The organism is Allobosea sp. GW823-FHT02B03 (assembly GCF_058797755.1).
The window spans coordinates 436,725-452,585 of sequence record NZ_JBXAJY010000001.1; the positions used below are offsets into that span (position 1 = coordinate 436,725).

Consider the following 15,861-nt stretch of genomic DNA (forward strand, 5'->3'; position numbering starts at 1 on the left):
TCGCGCGCCCGATCTCGTTCTGCTCAGAGCCCGAACTGCTGGCGCCAGCTTTCGATATCCTCCAGCGCGACATTCGAACCGCACAGCACCAGCGCGACGCGCTCGCCCGGCTTGAATTTGTCCTTGCGGGCCAGCGCCGCGGCGACCGTGCAGGCGGCTGCCGGCTCGAGCAGTACGCGGCCGTTCTGCAGCACCCACAGCAGTTCGCGCACGGCGTCCGCATCCGGCACCAGCACGATCTCTTCGAGGAATTCGCGGGCGGCGGCCATGGTCCGTTCGGTCGCGAACGGGGCGCCGAGCGTGCGGGCGATCGAGGTCGGGCGGATCGGCACCGGCTTTCCGGCCTCCAGCGCCTGCGTCATCGTCGTCGCGCCCTCGGTTTCGACGCCATGGATGCGCACCGCCGGGTCGAGCCCCTTCAGCGCCGCCCCGACGCCGGCCGAAAAGCCGCCGCCGCCGATCGAGATGAAGACATGGTCGAGCCGGCCGCCGGCATCGGCCGCGAGTTCGAGGCCGACCGTGCCGTGGCCGGCGATGATCGCCGGATCGTCGTAGGAATGAACGTTGGTCATGCCCTTGGCCGCGTATTCATCGGCCTTGGCGAAGGCGGCGATCGAATCCTCGCAGAGCTCGACCTCGCCACCGGCCTCCTTGGTCAGGCGGATGTTCAGCGGCGCGACGTTCTTCGGCATCAGCACGAGCGCCTTGATGCCGAGCATGCTCGCCACCAGCGAAACGGCGATGGCGTGGTTGCCGCCGGAGACGGTGACGACGCCGCGGGCCTTCTCGGCGTCCGACAGGCCGAGCAGCTTGTTGTAGCAGCCGCGCACCTTGAACGAGCCGGCGAGCTGCAGGCTTTCGACCTTGACCACCGTCTCGACGCCGAGGCGCTGGGAGAGGCCGGCGCTGAGGAAGGTCGGCGTCCGTCTGACCTTGCCGGCGATGCGGCTGGCGGCGGCCTGGATGTCGGCGAGGGTGACGTCGAAGGACATGGCGGACTCACGGGGAAAGCTCGGTTCGGTCGGCACAACAGCGCGCCGGGTGCGGCCGGGTCAAGCGCGGCGCACGCATGACCCTTGGACAAGCGCGTGCAGGCCGCCGGCTGTGCATCAATGCCGGGGAGCAGCCGCTCGTCATGCGTTGGCTCGGGCGTCGGCGCACCATCGCCGGTGATTGACCTCCTGTGGTGCGGGCGTAGCCTGCCCGGACGGATCATGCCTGTCGGCCAGTCTCTGGAGAAATCTGCCCGTGCGTTACACCCCGAAGGAAATGCTGGCCAAGCTGGTCTCGTTCAACACCGAATCGCAGCGCAGCAATGTCGAGCTGATCCATTTCTGCCGCGACTACCTCACCGCCCATGGCGTTGAGAGTACGGTGGTACCGAGCCCGGATGGCTTCAAGGCCAATCTCTACGCGACCATCGGGCCCAAGGTGGATGGCGGCGTCGTCCTCTCCGGCCATACCGATGTCGTTCCGGTAGAGGGGCAGGACTGGACCTCGGACCCGTGGACGCTGACCGAGCGCGACGGCAAGCTCTATGGCCGCGGCTCCTGCGACATGAAGGGTTTCGATGCCATCGCGCTCGCCCTGGTGCCGGAGATGCTCGCCGCCGGCTTGAAGCGGCCGGTTCATATCGCCCTGTCCTATGACGAGGAGGTCGGCTGCATCGGCGCGCGCTACCTGATCGACGCCATGGCGGCGGTCGGGGTCAAGCCGTCGGCCGTGATCGTCGGCGAGCCCTCGATGATGCAGGTCGTCACCGGTCATAAGGGCGGAACGCGGATGCGCACGACCGTGCGCGGTCATGCCGTGCATTCGAGCCGCGTCGACATCGGCGTGCCCGCCGTGATGGTCGCCGGCAAGCTGATCGCCTGGCATGACGAGGTCATGGACGAGAACAAGGCGAAGGTACAGCCGGGCATCCCCTTCGAACCCCCTTATTCCACGCTTCATGTCGGCGTCGTCGAGGGCGGCACCGCGGTCAACATCACCGCCGAGCATTGCGCCTTCAGCCATGAGGTTCGCGTCATGCCGGGTGACGACGCCGACTATGTCGCCCGCTATCGCGCGAAGATCGCGGAGCTTGAGGCGCCGATGAAGGCCATCGCGCCCGAGACCGGCATCGCCATGGAGATCACCTCCTACACCCCGCCGCTCGCGCCGGAGAAGGAGGGCGCGGCCGAGCAACTGGCGCGCCGCCTCACCGGCGACAATGCCAGCCATGTCGTCGCCTATGGCACCGAGGGCGGCCTGTTCCAGGCGGCAGGCTGGTCGACCGTGGTCTGCGGCCCCGGCGACATCGCCCAGGCGCACCAGCCGGACGAGTTCATCACCGTTGCCCAGCTCGATGCCGGAGCATCGTTCGTGCGTGCGCTGATCGCGGACCTGACCCGCTGACGGTGCAGGGCAGCGCGCCTTTGCGCCGGAAAGTTATCCTGCGCTCGCATGAACGTGCGCAGGGTGATTGGTATATGCAATAAAGTTCGATCTCGGGGGAAGCGCGCGGCCCGCACTGGACGCGGACTTCGAAGCACCTCTAATCTGCCGCCTTCCTCGGATCGTCGCCAATGTACGTGGCGGTCCGGGCGCCGCTCCTGGGGAGGAGTGGGAAACAACCAATCGGGAGAACGCTCTTCATGTCCTTCAAGACCCATTGCCTGGCCGCCGTAGCGGCGTTGGCTCTGATGTGCGGTGCGGCTCAGGCGCAGACGCTGCGCTATGCCAACCAGGGCGAGTTGAAGTCGCTCGACCCGTATACCGTCAACGAAACCACCACGAACGCCCATATCGGCCACCCCTATGAGGGGCTGACGGCGCGCGGCAAGGATCTCAAGATCGAGCCCGCCCTCGCCGAGAAGTGGGAAGTCTCCGATGACGGCCTGAAATGGCGCCTGTTCCTGCGCAAGGGCGTCAAGTTCCATGGCGGCGAGGATTTCACCGCCGACGACGTGATCTTCTCCGCCGAACGCGTCCGCGCCCAAGGCTCGAACTTCACCACCCGCATCCCGACCAGCGCCAAGTTCGTCAAGGTCGATGACCACACGGTCGACGTCATCCTCACCGCGCCGAACCCGATCCTGAACGCGCAGTGGGACACCTGGTACATCATGTCGAAGAAGTGGGCGGAGGCGAACAACGCCGTCGCCCCGACCCCGGCAGCCGCGACCACGCCGAGCTATGCTGCTCTCAACGCCAACGGCACCGGCCCCTACAAGATCGAGAGCCACCAGCCGGGCGTGAAGACCGTCTTCAAGCTCAACGAGAACTACTGGAAGAAGATCGAAGGCAACATCAAGGAGATCGTCTTCACGCCGATCGCCTCCGACGCCACGCGCGTCGCCGCGCTGCTCTCCGGCGAAGTCGACGTGATCGAGCCGGTTCCGATCCAGGATATCCAGCGCGTCAATGCCTCGGGTAACGCCCAGGTCCTCACCGGGCCGGAGCTGCGCACCATCTTCCTCGGCATGGACCAGACCCGTGACGAGCTGCTGGAATCCAGCGTCAAGGGCAAGAACCCCTTCAAGGATGTCCGCGTCCGCCAGGCCTTCTTCCAGGCGATCGACATCGAGACGATCAAGAGCCGCGTCATGCGCGGGCTCTCGACGCCTTCGGCTCTGATGATCGCGCCGGAGCTGTTCCCGCATGCCGGCTTCACCCGCGCCAAGTTCGACACCGAGGCCGCCAAGAAGCTGCTGGCGGAAGCCGGCTATCCGAACGGCTTCGAGATCGGCATGGACTGCCCGAACGACCGCTACGTCAATGACGGCCAGATCTGCCAGGCCGTGGTCGGCATGCTGGCGCGCGCCGGCATCAAGGTGAACCTGAACGCCCAGCCCAAGGGCCAGTACTTCGCCAAGGTGCTGAAGTCCGGCGGCTACAAGACCTCGTTCTACCTGCTCGGCTGGACGCCCGGCACCTTCGACAGCCACAACGTCCTGCACGACATCATCGGCTGCCGCGATGTCGCCGGCTCCTCGCGCGGCGAGTCCAATCTCGGCAATTACTGCAACAAGAAGGTCGACGAGCTGACCGACAAGATCCTTGTCGAGTCCGACACCGCCAAGCGCGACGCGATGATCAAGGAAGCCTACAAGATCTCGGTCGACGAATTCGGCTACATCCCGCTGCATCAGCAGGCGCTGGCCTGGGGCGTGTCGAAGAAGGTGAAGCTCGCCCAGCGCGCCGACAATTCGGTGCTGCTCTACTACGCCACCAAGGAGTGATGGCGCGCGGTGTGCGGGCCAGGGCTCGCGCACCGCGTCCGTTCCACGTCGAAAGCACCTTCGCCCTGCCGGGCCGCCTCACGGCGCGGCAGGGAGTGACGGGCTCGTTGGCATAGACGGGCGCTCCGGTGGAGCTCCCGCCCTCATAGATTCCTCGTAAAGGCGGCCATGCTCGCTTTCATTCTGCGTCGGCTGTTCCAGTCGCTTCTCGTCATGCTGGCGGTGGCGCTGATTGCCTTCGCCATGTTCCGCTTCGTCGGCGACCCCGTGAACCAGCTCGTATCTCTCGATACGCCGCAGGAGCAGGTCGCGCAGATCCGCAAGTCGCTCGGGCTCGACGAGCCCGTCATCGTCCAGTTCGCCCGCTACATCTACAATGCGGTGCGGCTCGAATTCGGCGTCTCCTACCAGTTCCGCCTGCCGGTGATCTCGCTGCTCGGAGAACGCGCCCCGGCGACGCTCGAACTTGCCTTCATGTCGGCGCTGTTCTCACTGCTGGTCGGCATTCCGATGGGCGTCTACACGGCGCTGCGGCGCGACAGCTGGCTCGCCAAGATCTTCCAGACGGTTTCGCTGGTCGGGATCAGCCTGCCGACCTTCCTGATCGGCATCCTGCTGATCTACCTGTTCTCGGTGACGCTCGGCTGGCTGCCCTCCTTCGGGCGCGGCGAGGTCGTCAAGATCGGCAACTGGTGGACCACCGGCCTGCTCACGGCCTCGGGCTGGAAGGCGCTGATCCTGCCCTCGATCACGCTCGGCCTGTTCCAGATGACGCTGATCATGCGCCTTGTCCGGGCCGAGATGCTGGAGGTGCTACGCACCGACTACATCAAGTTCGCGAGGGCGCGCGGCCTGAAGACCCGCGCCATCCATTTCGGCCATGCGCTGAAGAACACGCTGGTGCCGGTGATCACCATTGCCGGCCTGCAGCTGGGCTCGATCATCGCCTTCGCCATCATCACCGAGACGGTGTTCCAGTGGCCGGGCATGGGCCTGCTCTTCCTCAAGGCGGTGCAGCAGGTCGATATCCCGATCATGGCGGCCTATCTCATCCTGATCTCGTTCCTCTTCGTCAGCATCAATCTGATCGTCGACCTGCTCTACGCCGCGGTCGACCCGCGCCTGCGCGCGACGATCGGCGCGCATTGAAGGCGGGAGACCAATCATGACCATCCAGACCCCGCCCTCCACCCCCGCTCCCGCGGCTGCGTCGAGCAACCCGCCCTCGCTCTGGGCCCGCATCCTCGACAGCGACATCCTCGCCAGCTTCCTGCGCTCCAAGGTGACGATGGTCGCTGCGGTGATCGTGCTCCTGATGTTCATCGGCGCGGCCTTCTCGCCCTGGATCGCGCCGACCAATCCGTTCGATCCGGCCACCGTCTTCCTCTCCGATGCCAACATTCCGCCGGCCTGGCAGGCCGGCGGCGATCCGAAGTTCATCTTCGGCACGGACGATCAGGGGCGCGACCTCTATTCGGCGATCCTCTACGGCCTGCGCGTCTCGCTGATCGTCGGCGGCCTCGGCGTCGCGCTGGCGGCGACGATCGGCATCACGCTTGGCCTGCTTGCCGGCTATCTCGGCGGCCGCGTCGACTCGCTGATCATGCGCATCGCCGATGTCCAGCTCACCTTCCCGGCGATCCTGATCGCCTTGCTGATCGACGGCGTCGTGCGCGGCATCTTCAAGGGCGCGAACCGCGAGGATACCGCGCTCTACGTGCTGGTGATCTCGATCGGTCTCAGCTTCTGGGTGCAGTACGCCCGCACCATCCGCGGCTCGACCCTGGTGGAGCGCAACAAGGACTATGTCCAGGCGGCGCGCCTGGTCGGCCTGCCCGCACCGCTGATCATGCTGCGCCATGTCCTGCCGAACGTGATCGGTCCGGTGCTGGTCATCCTGACGATCAATCTCGCGCTCGCCGTGATCACCGAGGCGACCCTGTCCTTCCTCGGCGTCGGCCTGCCGCCGACCCAGCCTTCGCTCGGCACGCTGATCTCGATCGGCAACCGCTATCTGTTCTCCGGCGACTGGTGGATCGTCGCCTTTCCGGGGCTGACGCTGGCGATCCTGGTGCTCGCGGTGAACCTGCTCGGCGACTGGCTCCGGGATGCCCTCAATCCGAGGCTGCGATGAGCGGGAATCTCCTGCGCGTGGCGCTTGCGAAGGCGGTAAATGCCACTTTCCGCTATGTGTTTCGCGCAGATTAGACCCGTGACAGACAAGGGGCTCAGCCCTAACATCTCGTCCTTCACCGGCCCTGGAGCAGGGCCGCGACCGGGAGGTTCGTTATCATGAAACCGCGTATGTTTGCCGTTGCAGCCGCGCTGATCGGCGTCTCCGCGCTGGCGCTCGGCGCCGCCGAGGCGAGGCCGCTGAAATGGGCCTCGGCAGGCGATGCCCTGACCATCGACCCGCATGGCCAGAACGAGGGCCTGACCACCACGGTCAACCAGCAGATGTATGAGGCGCTGACCGAGCGCGACCATGCCGGCAAGCTGCATCCGCTGCTCGCTTCGTCCTGGAAGGTGCTGGCGGACGATCCGACGACCTGGGAATTCAAGCTGCAGGAGGGCGTCAAGTTCCATGACGGTTCGCCCTTCACCGCCGACGACGTGGTGTTCTCCTATGAGCGCGCCATGCAGCCGACCTCGGACTTCAAGGGCTATCTGACCTCGGTCGAGAAGGTTTCGAAGGTCGACGACCTGACGGTCCGGATCAAGACCAAGGGACCGAACCCGCTCCTGGTCAACAACACCTCCGCCATCCGCATCATGAGCAAGGCCTGGGCGGAGAAGAACAACGCCACCAAGGCGCAGGACTTCAAGAACAAGGAAGAGAATTACGCCGTTCGCAACGCCAACGGCACCGGTCCCTTCATCCTCGTCTCGCGCGAATCCGACGTGAAGACGGTGATGAAGCGCAACGACAATTATTGGGCCAAGGCGAAGGTACCGCTCGAGATCACCGAGCTCACCTATGTGCCGATCAAGCAGGACGCGACCCGCATCGCGGCGCTGCTCTCCGGCGAGGTCGATCTCGTCCAGGACGTGCCGGTGCAGGACATCGCCCGGCTGAAGAGCCAGCCCAAGGTCCGCGTCACCACGGGCCCCGAGAACCGTACCATCTTCTTCGGCATGGACGTCGCGTCCAAGGACCTGAAGGGCGACAATGTCGAGGGCAAGAACCCCTTCGCCGACAAGCGCGTCCGCCAGGCGATGAACATGGCGCTCAACCGCGGCGCGATCCAGCGCGTCGTGATGCGCGGCGAGTCGATCCCGACCGGCGTCATCCTGCCGCCCTTCGCCAATGGCTGGACCAAGGAACTCGACGCCGCGCCGGCGACCGACGTCGCCAAGGCCAAGGCGCTGCTCGCCGAGGCCGGCTATCCCAACGGCTTCTCGGTGACGCTGCATTGCCCGAACGACCGCTACATCAACGATGAGGGCATCTGCCAGGCGGCGGTCGGCATGTTCGGCCAGATCGGCGTCAAGGTGAACCTGGTCTCGCAGTCGAAGTCGATCCACTTCAACCTGATCCAGAAGAACCCGCCGGAGACCGAGTTCTATCTCGTCGGCTGGGGCGTCCCGACCTTCGACAGCGACTACGTCTTCTCCTACATGTACCACACCCGTACCGGCTCGCAGGGCAGCTGGAACGCGACCGGCTACTCCGACAAGGATGTCGATGCGCAGATCCAGTCGCTCTCCAAGGAGATCGACATCGCCAAGCGCGACGCCGCCATCGCCAAGATCTGGGCGAAGGTGAAGGACGAGACGATCTACCTGCCGATCCACCACCAGACGCTCAGCTACGGCATGAACTCGACGCTCGACGTGCCCGTCGACGTTCAGAACCAGCCCAAGCTGAAGATGGTCTCGTTCAAGGGCTCGTAGAGCCGGCATCCTGTCGGGGGGGCCGCACCAAGACGCCCCCCGCGACCTTCGTTTCTGTAAGGGGTTCAAGACGCGATGCTCGCCTATATCCTGCGCTCGCTGATGCAGGGGCTGGTGGTGATGATCGCCGTCGCCTTCATCGCCTTCTCGATGTTCCGTTTCGTCGGCGATCCCGTGGTCAACATGCTCGGCCAGGAGGCGACGCTGCAGGACCGTGCCGAGCTGACGCAGCGCCTCGGCCTCAACGATCCCGTGCCCGTACAGTTCGCCCGCTTCATCGCCGATGCGGCGCGCGGCGACTTCGGCATCTCCTATCGCCAGGGCCGCAAGGTTTCCGAGCTGATCCTCGAGCGGCTTCCCGCGACAGTGGAGCTGGCCGTACTATCGGCAGTCTTCGCCTTCGTCGTCGGCATCGCTTTCGGCGTCTACGCCGCGATCCGCCGCGATGGCTGGATCGCCAATCTCGTCATGTCGGTCTCGCTGATCGGCGTTTCCCTGCCGACCTTCCTGATCGGCATCGGCCTGATCTACATCTTCGCGGTCGAGCTACGCTGGCTGCCCTCCTTCGGGCGCGGCGATACCGTCAAGATCGGCTGGTGGACCACCGGCCTGCTGACCGTAAGCGGGCTGAAATCGCTGGTCCTGCCGGTGCTGACGCTCGGCTTCCTCCAGCTCACCTTGATCATGCGGCTCGTCCGCTCCGAGATGCTCGAGGTGATGCGGGCCGACTTCATCCGCTTCGCCCGTGCCCGTGGCATTCCAGAGCGCCGCATCGAGTTCCGTCATGCTCTGCGCAACACCATGATTCCGGTCATCACCATCGCCGGCCTCCAGCTCGGCGGGGTCATCGCCTTCGCCATCGTCACCGAGACGGTGTTCCAGTGGCCGGGGCTGGGGGCGCTTTTCGTCAACGCCGTGCAGTTCGTCGACGTCCCCGTGATGTCGGCCTATCTGCTCTTCGTCGCCTTCGTCTTCGTGCTGACCTCGCTCTTGGTCGATCTTGTCTATGTCGCGCTCGATCCGCGTCTGCGGTCGGGCTCCGCGGTTCCGGCGAAGTGAGGCGGCGATGAGCGACGAACCTCTGCCCGTTCTCCCGCCCAGCCGCCTCGCCCGGTTCTGGGATTCCGATCTGGTCTATTCCTTCCGCTCCTCGCCGGTCACGGTGGTGGCGAGCGTCATGGCGTTCCTGCTCGTGCTCGCCGCGATCTTCGCGCCGCTGATCGCGCCCTATGATCCGTTCGACCCGGCCTCGCTGGACCTTTCCGACGGGTTCTCGCGCCCGATGCAGCCCAATGAGATCACCGGCAAGGTGTTCTGGCTGGGATCGGACGGGCAGGGGCGCGACATCTTCTCGGCCATTCTCTACGGCTCGCGCGTCTCGCTGCTGGTCGGCGCGGCCTCGGTCGTGTTCTCGCTGATCCTGGGCGTCGGCCTCGGCCTTGTCGCCGGCTATGTCGGTGGCCGCACCGAGGCGCTGATCATGCGCATCGCCGACATCCAGCTCTCCTTCCCGGCGATCCTGGTGGCGCTGCTGGTCTTCGGCGTGGCGCGCGGGCTGATCCCCCCGGCGGCGCAGGAGCAGGCGACGCTGCTCGTCCTCGTCATCGCGATAGGCCTCGCCAACTGGGCCCAATATGCCCGCACCGTGCGCGGCTCGACCCTGGTCGAGAAGAACAAGGTCTATGTCGATGCGGCCCGGCTGATCGGCCTCAAGGCCTGGCCGGTGATGCTGAAGCACGTCCTGCCCAATGTCGCCGGGCCGGTGCTGGTCATCGCCACCATCAACCTCGCGCTCGCGGTGATCGAGGAGGCGACCCTGTCCTTCCTCGGCGTCGGCATGCCGCCGACCCAGCCCTCGCTCGGCACGCTGATCCGCTTCGGCCAGCAATACCTGTTCTCGGGCGAGTGGTGGATCCTGCTCTTCCCGTCGCTCGTCCTGATCCTGCTCGCGCTGTCGATCAACCTGTTCGGCGACTGGCTGCGCGACGCGCTCAATCCGAAGCTGAGGTGAGAGATGACCCGCACCCCGTTCAAGTCCAGGCCTTCGGAGCAGCGATGACCCAGCCCGTCATTTCCGTGAACGAACTGACCGTCGAGTTCGTGACGCGGCGCGGCACCCTGCGCGCCCTCGACAAGGTCTCGTTCGACGTCGCCCGCGGCGAGGTGCTCGGCGTGGTCGGCGAATCCGGCGCCGGCAAATCGGTCACCGGCTCGGCCATCATCGGCCTGATCGATCCGCCCGGCCGCATCGCTGGCGGCGAGGTTCTGCTCTCCGGCGAGCGCGTCGACAATCTGCCGCCCGAGGCGATGCGCAAGATCCGCGGCAAGCGCATCGGCATGATCTTCCAGGATCCGCTGACCAGCCTGAACCCGCTCTACCGGGTCGGCGAGCAGTTGATCGAGACGATCCAGACCCATACCGATCTCAACGCCGCCGACGCCCGCAAGCGCGCCATCGCCTTGCTCGACGAGGTCGGCATTCCCGCGCCGGAGCGGCGCATCGATGGCTATCCGCACGAGTTCTCGGGCGGCATGCGCCAGCGCGTCGTGATCGCGCTCGCCCTCTGCGCCGAGCCGGAATTCATCATCGCCGACGAGCCGACGACGGCGCTCGACGTCTCCGTGCAGGCCCAGATCATCGCTTTGATCAAGCGGCTCTGCAAGGAACGCGGCACTTCGGTCATGCTCGTCACCCACGACATGGGCGTCATCGCCGAGACGGCCGATCGCGTCGCGGTGATGTATGCCGGCCGCGTCGCCGAGATCGGCCCGGTCCGCGATGTCGTCAAGCAGCCGCTCCACCCCTATGCGGTCGGCCTGATGGGTGCGATCCCCTCGATCGAGGGCGACGCCGAGCGGCTCGTCCAGATTCCGGGCTCGATGCCACGCCTCTCCAACATACCCAAGGGCTGCGCCTTCAATCCGCGATGCTCCAAGGCGTTCGCGCGCTGCTTCGTCGAGCGGCCGGAACTGATCGATATCGGCGGCCGTCAGGTCGCCTGTCATCTCTACGACCAGTCGAAGGCTCCGACTGGCCAAAGCCCGACCGACAAAGCGGAGATCGCCGCGTGACCGAGACCCCCTTCGTCCAGGTCCGCGACCTGAAGCGCGTCTTCGACGTTTCCAAGCCCTGGCTCAACCGGGTGATCGAGAGCGCGCCCAAGCAGTATCTCAAGGCGGTCGACGGCGTCTCCTTCGACATCCGCAAGGGCGAGACCTTCGCGCTCGTCGGCGAGTCCGGCTCCGGCAAGTCTACGGTGGCGCGCATGGTCGTCGGCCTGCTGCCGCCATCCGGGGGCACCGTCTCGATCGACGGCGTCTCGATGACCGATGCCGCCGCTGCGCAGGAGCGCCAGCGCCTGCGTCGTCGTATCCAGATGATCTTCCAGGACCCCTACGCCTCGCTGAATCCGCGCTGGCGTGTCGGCCGGATCATCGCCGAGCCGATCCGCGCCTTTGACATCATCCAGGGCGACCGTGAGATCGAGGGGCGCGTCGGCGAACTGCTCAGCCTAGTCGGCCTGCATCCGGACGACGGCAAGAAGTTCCCGCACGAATTCTCAGGCGGCCAGCGCCAGCGCATCGCGATCGCCCGCGCGCTCGCCTCCAATGCCGAGTTCATCGTCTGTGACGAGCCGACCTCCGCGCTCGACGTCTCCGTGCAGGCGCAAATCCTCAACCTGATGCGCGATCTGCAGCAGAAATTCGGCCTGACCTATCTCTTCATCTCGCACAACCTCGCGGTCGTCCGGCACATGGCGTCACGGATCGGCGTGATGTATCTCGGCCGCCTGGTCGAGGTCTCGGAAGGCAAGCAGCTCTTCTCGGCGCCGCGCCACCCCTACACCAAGATGCTGCTCGATGCGGTGCCCGACCTCGCCATGGTCGGCAAGGCCCGCGAGGGCGTGAAGGGCGAGATCCCGAACCCGATCAGCCCGCCTTCGGGCTGCACCTTCCACCCGCGATGCCCGCTGGTCTTCGATCGCTGCCGGGTCGAGAACCCGCCGGTGATCGACGGTGTCGCTTGCCATGCGGTGAACCAGGGCAGGGCGGCGGCCTGACCGCCGCTGTCATTCTCGGGCGGCGCGAAGCGCAGACCCGAGAATACCTCAATGAGAAAGCGCCGAGAGGAGTTCCTTCGGCCGGAGATGCTCGGGTCTCGCCCGAGCATGACGCTGCCGTGTCTACTGCCCTGCAGGCAGGCTCGGCGCCTTCGGCCGCCGGCTCAGCGGCGCGACGGGGCGTTCGGTGCGGTACTGGCCGCGCGCGATCGCGGTGAAGAGCAGGGCGACCGAAGTCAGCGTCATCAGCCACCAGGTCTGGAACGACGCGAAGCCGAGCGCCGCCAGCGAGAAGGCGGTGGCATAGGCGGCGACGCCGCCGGCCGCCAGCGCGCCCGGCATGCGCCCGGCGGCGCTGATCGCGAAGTACAAAGCGAGCGCCGCGGTCGTCGCTCCGACGAGGCCGAGTTCGTACCAGGTCTCGAACAGGATCGTCGTCGGGACTTCGATCGGCAGGGCGCCGGTGATGCGCCCGCGCAGCACGGTATCGAGGCCATGGCCGGTGATCAGCTGGATCGGCCGGCTCGAGATGATGTCGGCCCAGATGTCGAGCCCGACAGCGACCGTGCTGAAGGCGTTCGGCGAAAGGCGCAGCAGCGGCGCCAGCAGGAACGGCAGCAGCGGCGCCAGCAGCATCAGTCCGGCGCAGACGCCCCCCACCAGCCTTGCGCCGAAGCGCCGGTTAGCACTGACCACGCCGAAGGCGATGGCGCCGAACAGCATGGCGGCCGCCTCGCCATCCTCGAAGCGCGTCAGCGCCAGGAGGCCGACGACGAGCGCGAGGCCGAGCGCCGTCAGGCCGCGCTCGCGCGACAGGAGCCAGGCGAGCGCCGGCCAGGACATGATCAGGACGACGCTGACGCCGCGCTCGACGCTGCCGGCCTCGTTGGCGGCGCGCGAGCCGGCCGGGGTCAGCGCCTCGGTCAGCAACAGGCCGAGGGCCAAGAGGGCGGCGAGCCCGGTGCCCAGCGCCGCGAGGTTCAGGTTTGAGGCGCGCATTCGCTCGGGCAGGGCCGCGGCCCCGGCAAAGCCGAGCACCACGGCGAGGAAGAGATTGGCGGCCTTCTCGCTCGCCGAGCCGGTATAGGGGCTCCAGACCAGCGACAGCACCGCCCAGGCGACGAGCGCCAGCAGGGTCAACCCGGCGAAGCCGGAGAGCGAGCTCTTTAGATTGTCGCCGAACTCGGAAGGGTTCTCGATCAGCGCGGCGATCACCAGGAGCACGACGCCGATCGGCGCCAGCACCACGGCGGCGCGGCGCGAGACCAGCGAAGCCAGCGGCAGGGCGAGCGCCAGCGTCGCAAAGCCGATGCGACGCAGCAGCAGCGCCGAGGAGGCGGCGGGGTCGAGCGGAGTCGGGGCGTTCGGGCGGATCATCGGCGGTACGCGTTCAAGCACAAGGCCGCGTCTCCGGAGGAATCGCCGGCGCCAGCCCTCAGCACCCTAGCGCCTGCCGGGGCTGGCGGCTGTAGGTGCGGCGCAACACTGGCGCGGCATCTCGTTGCGGAAGCGTTGCCGGGTGCGGCGAAAGCCCACTGGCCGCGGCCCGGATTCCGTGAGATGAAGGGGTGATATGAGCGCTCAACTCGCCGCGATCGTCTATGTCTCAGGCTTCCCCATCGACGAGTTGATGGCGGAGGTCGCCGGCCGACTCCGGCAGGAGGCCGTGCGGCTTGGCGGCGTGGTCCAGCACAATCAGGATGATTGCCAGCGCGGCTGCGCCAGCATGGCGCTGGAAGACCTCGCTTCGGGCCGGATCTTCGCGATCAGCGAGGATCGCGGTGCGGGGGCGACCGGTTGCCGGCTCGATGCGGCCGGGCTCGCCGCCGCGGGCGGCGCCGTGGCGAGCGCCATCGACGGAACCGTCGATCTTCTGATCATCAACAAGTTCGGCAAGCAGGAAGCGCTCGGCCAGGGCCTGCGGGCCGAGATCGCGGCCGGTTTCCTCAGCGGGCTGCCGCTCCTGACAGCGGTTCGCGAGGATATGCTGGATGCCTGGGGCGAGTTCGTCGGCGAGGCCTGGGAGCGTCTGCCGCCGGAGCGCGCCGCCATCGAGGGCTGGGCGCTGTCCTGCCTGCGCCAGCCCGCCTGACCGCCTGCGCGGAGCTTGGAGCAACCTTGCCGACCGGTGGCGATTTTCTTGACGACTATCTCGTCCGCCCGGACCCTGCGGCGGCACGGCTCGGCGCCACCGTGCGCGGCATCGACCAGAGCGGGGCTGCGGTCGAGACACGGGTCGTCACCGAACGGGCACTGACCCTCTATCTCAACGCCCAGGAGATCGTCACGATGATGACGATCGGCGACCATCCCGACTATCTCGCGATCGGCTACCTGCTTAACCAGAACATGCTGAAGCGCGGCGATCTCGTCGAGGCCGTCGACTATGACGAGGAGCTCGAGGTCGTGGTGGTGCGCACGCCCGAGCGCACCGATTTCGAGCAGAAGCTGAAGAAGAAGACCCTGACCTCGGGCTGCGCCCAGGGCACCGCCTTCGGCGACCTGATGGAGGCGATCGACGAGATCGAGCTGCCGAAGGCCGAGCTGCGTACCAGCTGGCTCTACGCCCTGACCCGCAAGATCAACACCACGCCCTCGCTCTATCTGGAAGCCGGCGCGATCCATGGCTGCGTGCTTTGCGAGCAGGACAAGCCCTTGGTCTATATGGAGGATGTCGGCCGCCACAATGCCGTCGACAAGGTCGCGGGCTGGCTCTTCCGCCACGATGTCGATCCCGGGAAAATGATCTTCTACACCACCGGCCGCCTGACCTCGGAGATGGTGATCAAGACCGTGCGCATGGGCATCCCGATCCTGGTTTCGCGCTCGGGCTTCACCGAATGGGGGGTCGAGCTCGCGCGCAAGGCGGGGCTGACCTTGATCGGCCGCGCCCGCGGCAAGCGCTTCATCGCGCTCTCCGGCGAGGACCGCATCGTCTTCGATCAGGATCCCGACAGCGTCGAGGACGAGGGCGGCAAGCACCGTCGCAAGGGCGCGGGCGGCGATGACTGAGCCGGCTGAGAATACGCGCCCGGCGACGCTCGGCCTCCTGCTCGCCGGCGGGCTTGCCCGCCGCATGGGCGGCGGCGACAAGCCGCTGCGCACCATTGCCGGCCGCACCATCCTCGCCCATGTGATCGAACGCCTGGCGCCCCAATGCGACGGGCTCCTGATCAACGCCAATGGCGACCCGGCGCGTTTTGCCGATTACGGTCTGCCGGTGGCCGGCGACAGCGTGCCGGATTTCGCCGGGCCGCTCGCCGGCATCCTCGCAGGCCTCGACTGGCTGGCGCAGAATCGTCCGGGCGTCGACTGGATGGTCAGTGTCGCCGCCGACACGCCCTTCATCCCGCGCGATCTCGTCGCGCGCCTGCATGCGGCGCGCCTTGCTGCCGGGGTGCCGCTGGCCTGCGCCGCCTCGGGCGGCTGGACCCATCCGGTGATCGGGCTCTGGCCGGTGTCGCTGCGCGAGGCGCTCCGCCACGCGCTGACCGTCGAGGACGAGCGCAAGATCGACCGCTGGACCGCCCGCCACGGCGTCGCCAGCGCCGAATGGGCGACCGAGCCGGTCGACCCGTTCTTCAACGCCAACCGCCCGGAGGACCTCGCCGAGGCGGAGCGACTTCATGTCCTGCTGGGCACGGCTTGATCACCCCTGACGGAGTGACTAGCTTCCAGCGATA

At 66.8% G+C, this 15,861-nt stretch carries 14 protein-coding genes; 12 read left to right on the plus strand and 2 right to left on the minus strand.

Annotation, left to right across the window (positions count from 1 at the left end; all coding sequences use genetic code 11):
• Positions 1-23: 23 nt before the first annotated feature.
• On the minus strand, positions 24-992 hold the full coding sequence (locus AC1REK_RS02005; protein ID WP_492267363.1) for a threonine ammonia-lyase: 969 nt from the start codon (positions 990-992) through the stop codon (positions 24-26).
• Positions 993-1,248: 256 nt separating this feature from the next.
• Here AC1REK_RS02005 and argE point away from each other — a divergent pair, with 256 nt between their 5' ends.
• The 9 genes from argE (at position 1,249) to AC1REK_RS02050 (ending at position 12,178) form a co-directional block, all read left to right on the plus strand.
• On the plus strand, positions 1,249-2,397 hold the full coding sequence (argE, locus tag AC1REK_RS02010; protein WP_492267362.1) for an acetylornithine deacetylase: 1,149 nt from the start codon (positions 1,249-1,251) through the stop codon (positions 2,395-2,397).
• Positions 2,398-2,636: 239 nt separating this feature from the next.
• Positions 2,637-4,223, plus strand: coding sequence for an ABC transporter substrate-binding protein (locus AC1REK_RS02015; RefSeq protein WP_414644989.1), 1,587 nt, complete (start codon positions 2,637-2,639; stop codon positions 4,221-4,223).
• A gap of 168 nt (positions 4,224-4,391) precedes the next feature.
• Positions 4,392-5,372, plus strand: coding sequence for an ABC transporter permease (locus AC1REK_RS02020; RefSeq protein ID WP_327523345.1), 981 nt, complete (start codon positions 4,392-4,394; stop codon positions 5,370-5,372).
• 16 nt (positions 5,373-5,388) lie between these two features.
• Positions 5,389-6,357, plus strand: coding sequence for an ABC transporter permease (locus AC1REK_RS02025; RefSeq protein ID WP_492267361.1), 969 nt, complete (start codon positions 5,389-5,391; stop codon positions 6,355-6,357).
• A 158-nt stretch (positions 6,358-6,515) separates the two neighbouring features.
• Positions 6,516-8,117: an ABC transporter substrate-binding protein gene (locus AC1REK_RS02030; protein WP_492267360.1), complete on the plus strand. Its 1,602-nt coding sequence runs from the start codon at positions 6,516-6,518 to the stop codon at positions 8,115-8,117.
• 75 nt (positions 8,118-8,192) lie between these two features.
• On the plus strand, positions 8,193-9,176 hold the full coding sequence (locus AC1REK_RS02035; RefSeq protein ID WP_492267359.1) for an ABC transporter permease: 984 nt from the start codon (positions 8,193-8,195) through the stop codon (positions 9,174-9,176).
• 7 nt (positions 9,177-9,183) lie between these two features.
• The gene (locus AC1REK_RS02040; RefSeq protein ID WP_327523341.1) at positions 9,184-10,128 is read left to right on the plus strand and encodes an ABC transporter permease; all 945 of its coding nucleotides are present in this window, start codon (positions 9,184-9,186) and stop codon (positions 10,126-10,128) included.
• A gap of 44 nt (positions 10,129-10,172) precedes the next feature.
• Positions 10,173-11,189 carry an ABC transporter ATP-binding protein gene (locus tag AC1REK_RS02045; protein ID WP_492267358.1) on the plus strand — a complete coding sequence of 339 codons (1,017 nt, stop codon included), beginning with the start codon at positions 10,173-10,175 and terminating at the stop codon, positions 11,187-11,189.
• Complete coding sequence (locus tag AC1REK_RS02050; RefSeq protein WP_316018233.1) at positions 11,186-12,178, plus strand: ABC transporter ATP-binding protein; 993 nt, start codon at positions 11,186-11,188, stop codon at positions 12,176-12,178. Before AC1REK_RS02045 ends, AC1REK_RS02050 begins: the two co-directional genes overlap by 4 nt.
• Positions 12,179-12,301: 123 nt before the next feature.
• On the opposite strand, the gene AC1REK_RS02055 is transcribed toward AC1REK_RS02050, so the two are convergent.
• Positions 12,302-13,576: a peptide ABC transporter permease gene (locus tag AC1REK_RS02055; protein ID WP_316018234.1), complete on the minus strand. Its 1,275-nt coding sequence runs from the start codon at positions 13,574-13,576 to the stop codon at positions 12,302-12,304.
• Between the two features lie 175 nt (positions 13,577-13,751).
• Here AC1REK_RS02055 and AC1REK_RS02060 point away from each other — a divergent pair, with 175 nt between their 5' ends.
• The 3 genes from AC1REK_RS02060 to mobA are packed head-to-tail and all read left to right on the plus strand — an operon-like array spanning position 13,752 to position 15,827.
• Positions 13,752-14,270, plus strand: coding sequence for a DUF2478 domain-containing protein (locus tag AC1REK_RS02060; protein ID WP_492267357.1), 519 nt, complete (start codon positions 13,752-13,754; stop codon positions 14,268-14,270).
• A gap of 26 nt (positions 14,271-14,296) precedes the next feature.
• The gene (locus AC1REK_RS02065) at positions 14,297-15,190 is read left to right on the plus strand and encodes a formate dehydrogenase accessory sulfurtransferase FdhD (RefSeq protein ID WP_492267356.1); all 894 of its coding nucleotides are present in this window, start codon (positions 14,297-14,299) and stop codon (positions 15,188-15,190) included.
• The gene (gene mobA / locus AC1REK_RS02070; protein WP_492267355.1) at positions 15,183-15,827 is read left to right on the plus strand and encodes a molybdenum cofactor guanylyltransferase MobA; all 645 of its coding nucleotides are present in this window, start codon (positions 15,183-15,185) and stop codon (positions 15,825-15,827) included. Before AC1REK_RS02065 ends, mobA begins: the two co-directional genes overlap by 8 nt.
• The last annotated feature ends 34 nt before the right edge of the window (positions 15,828-15,861 follow it).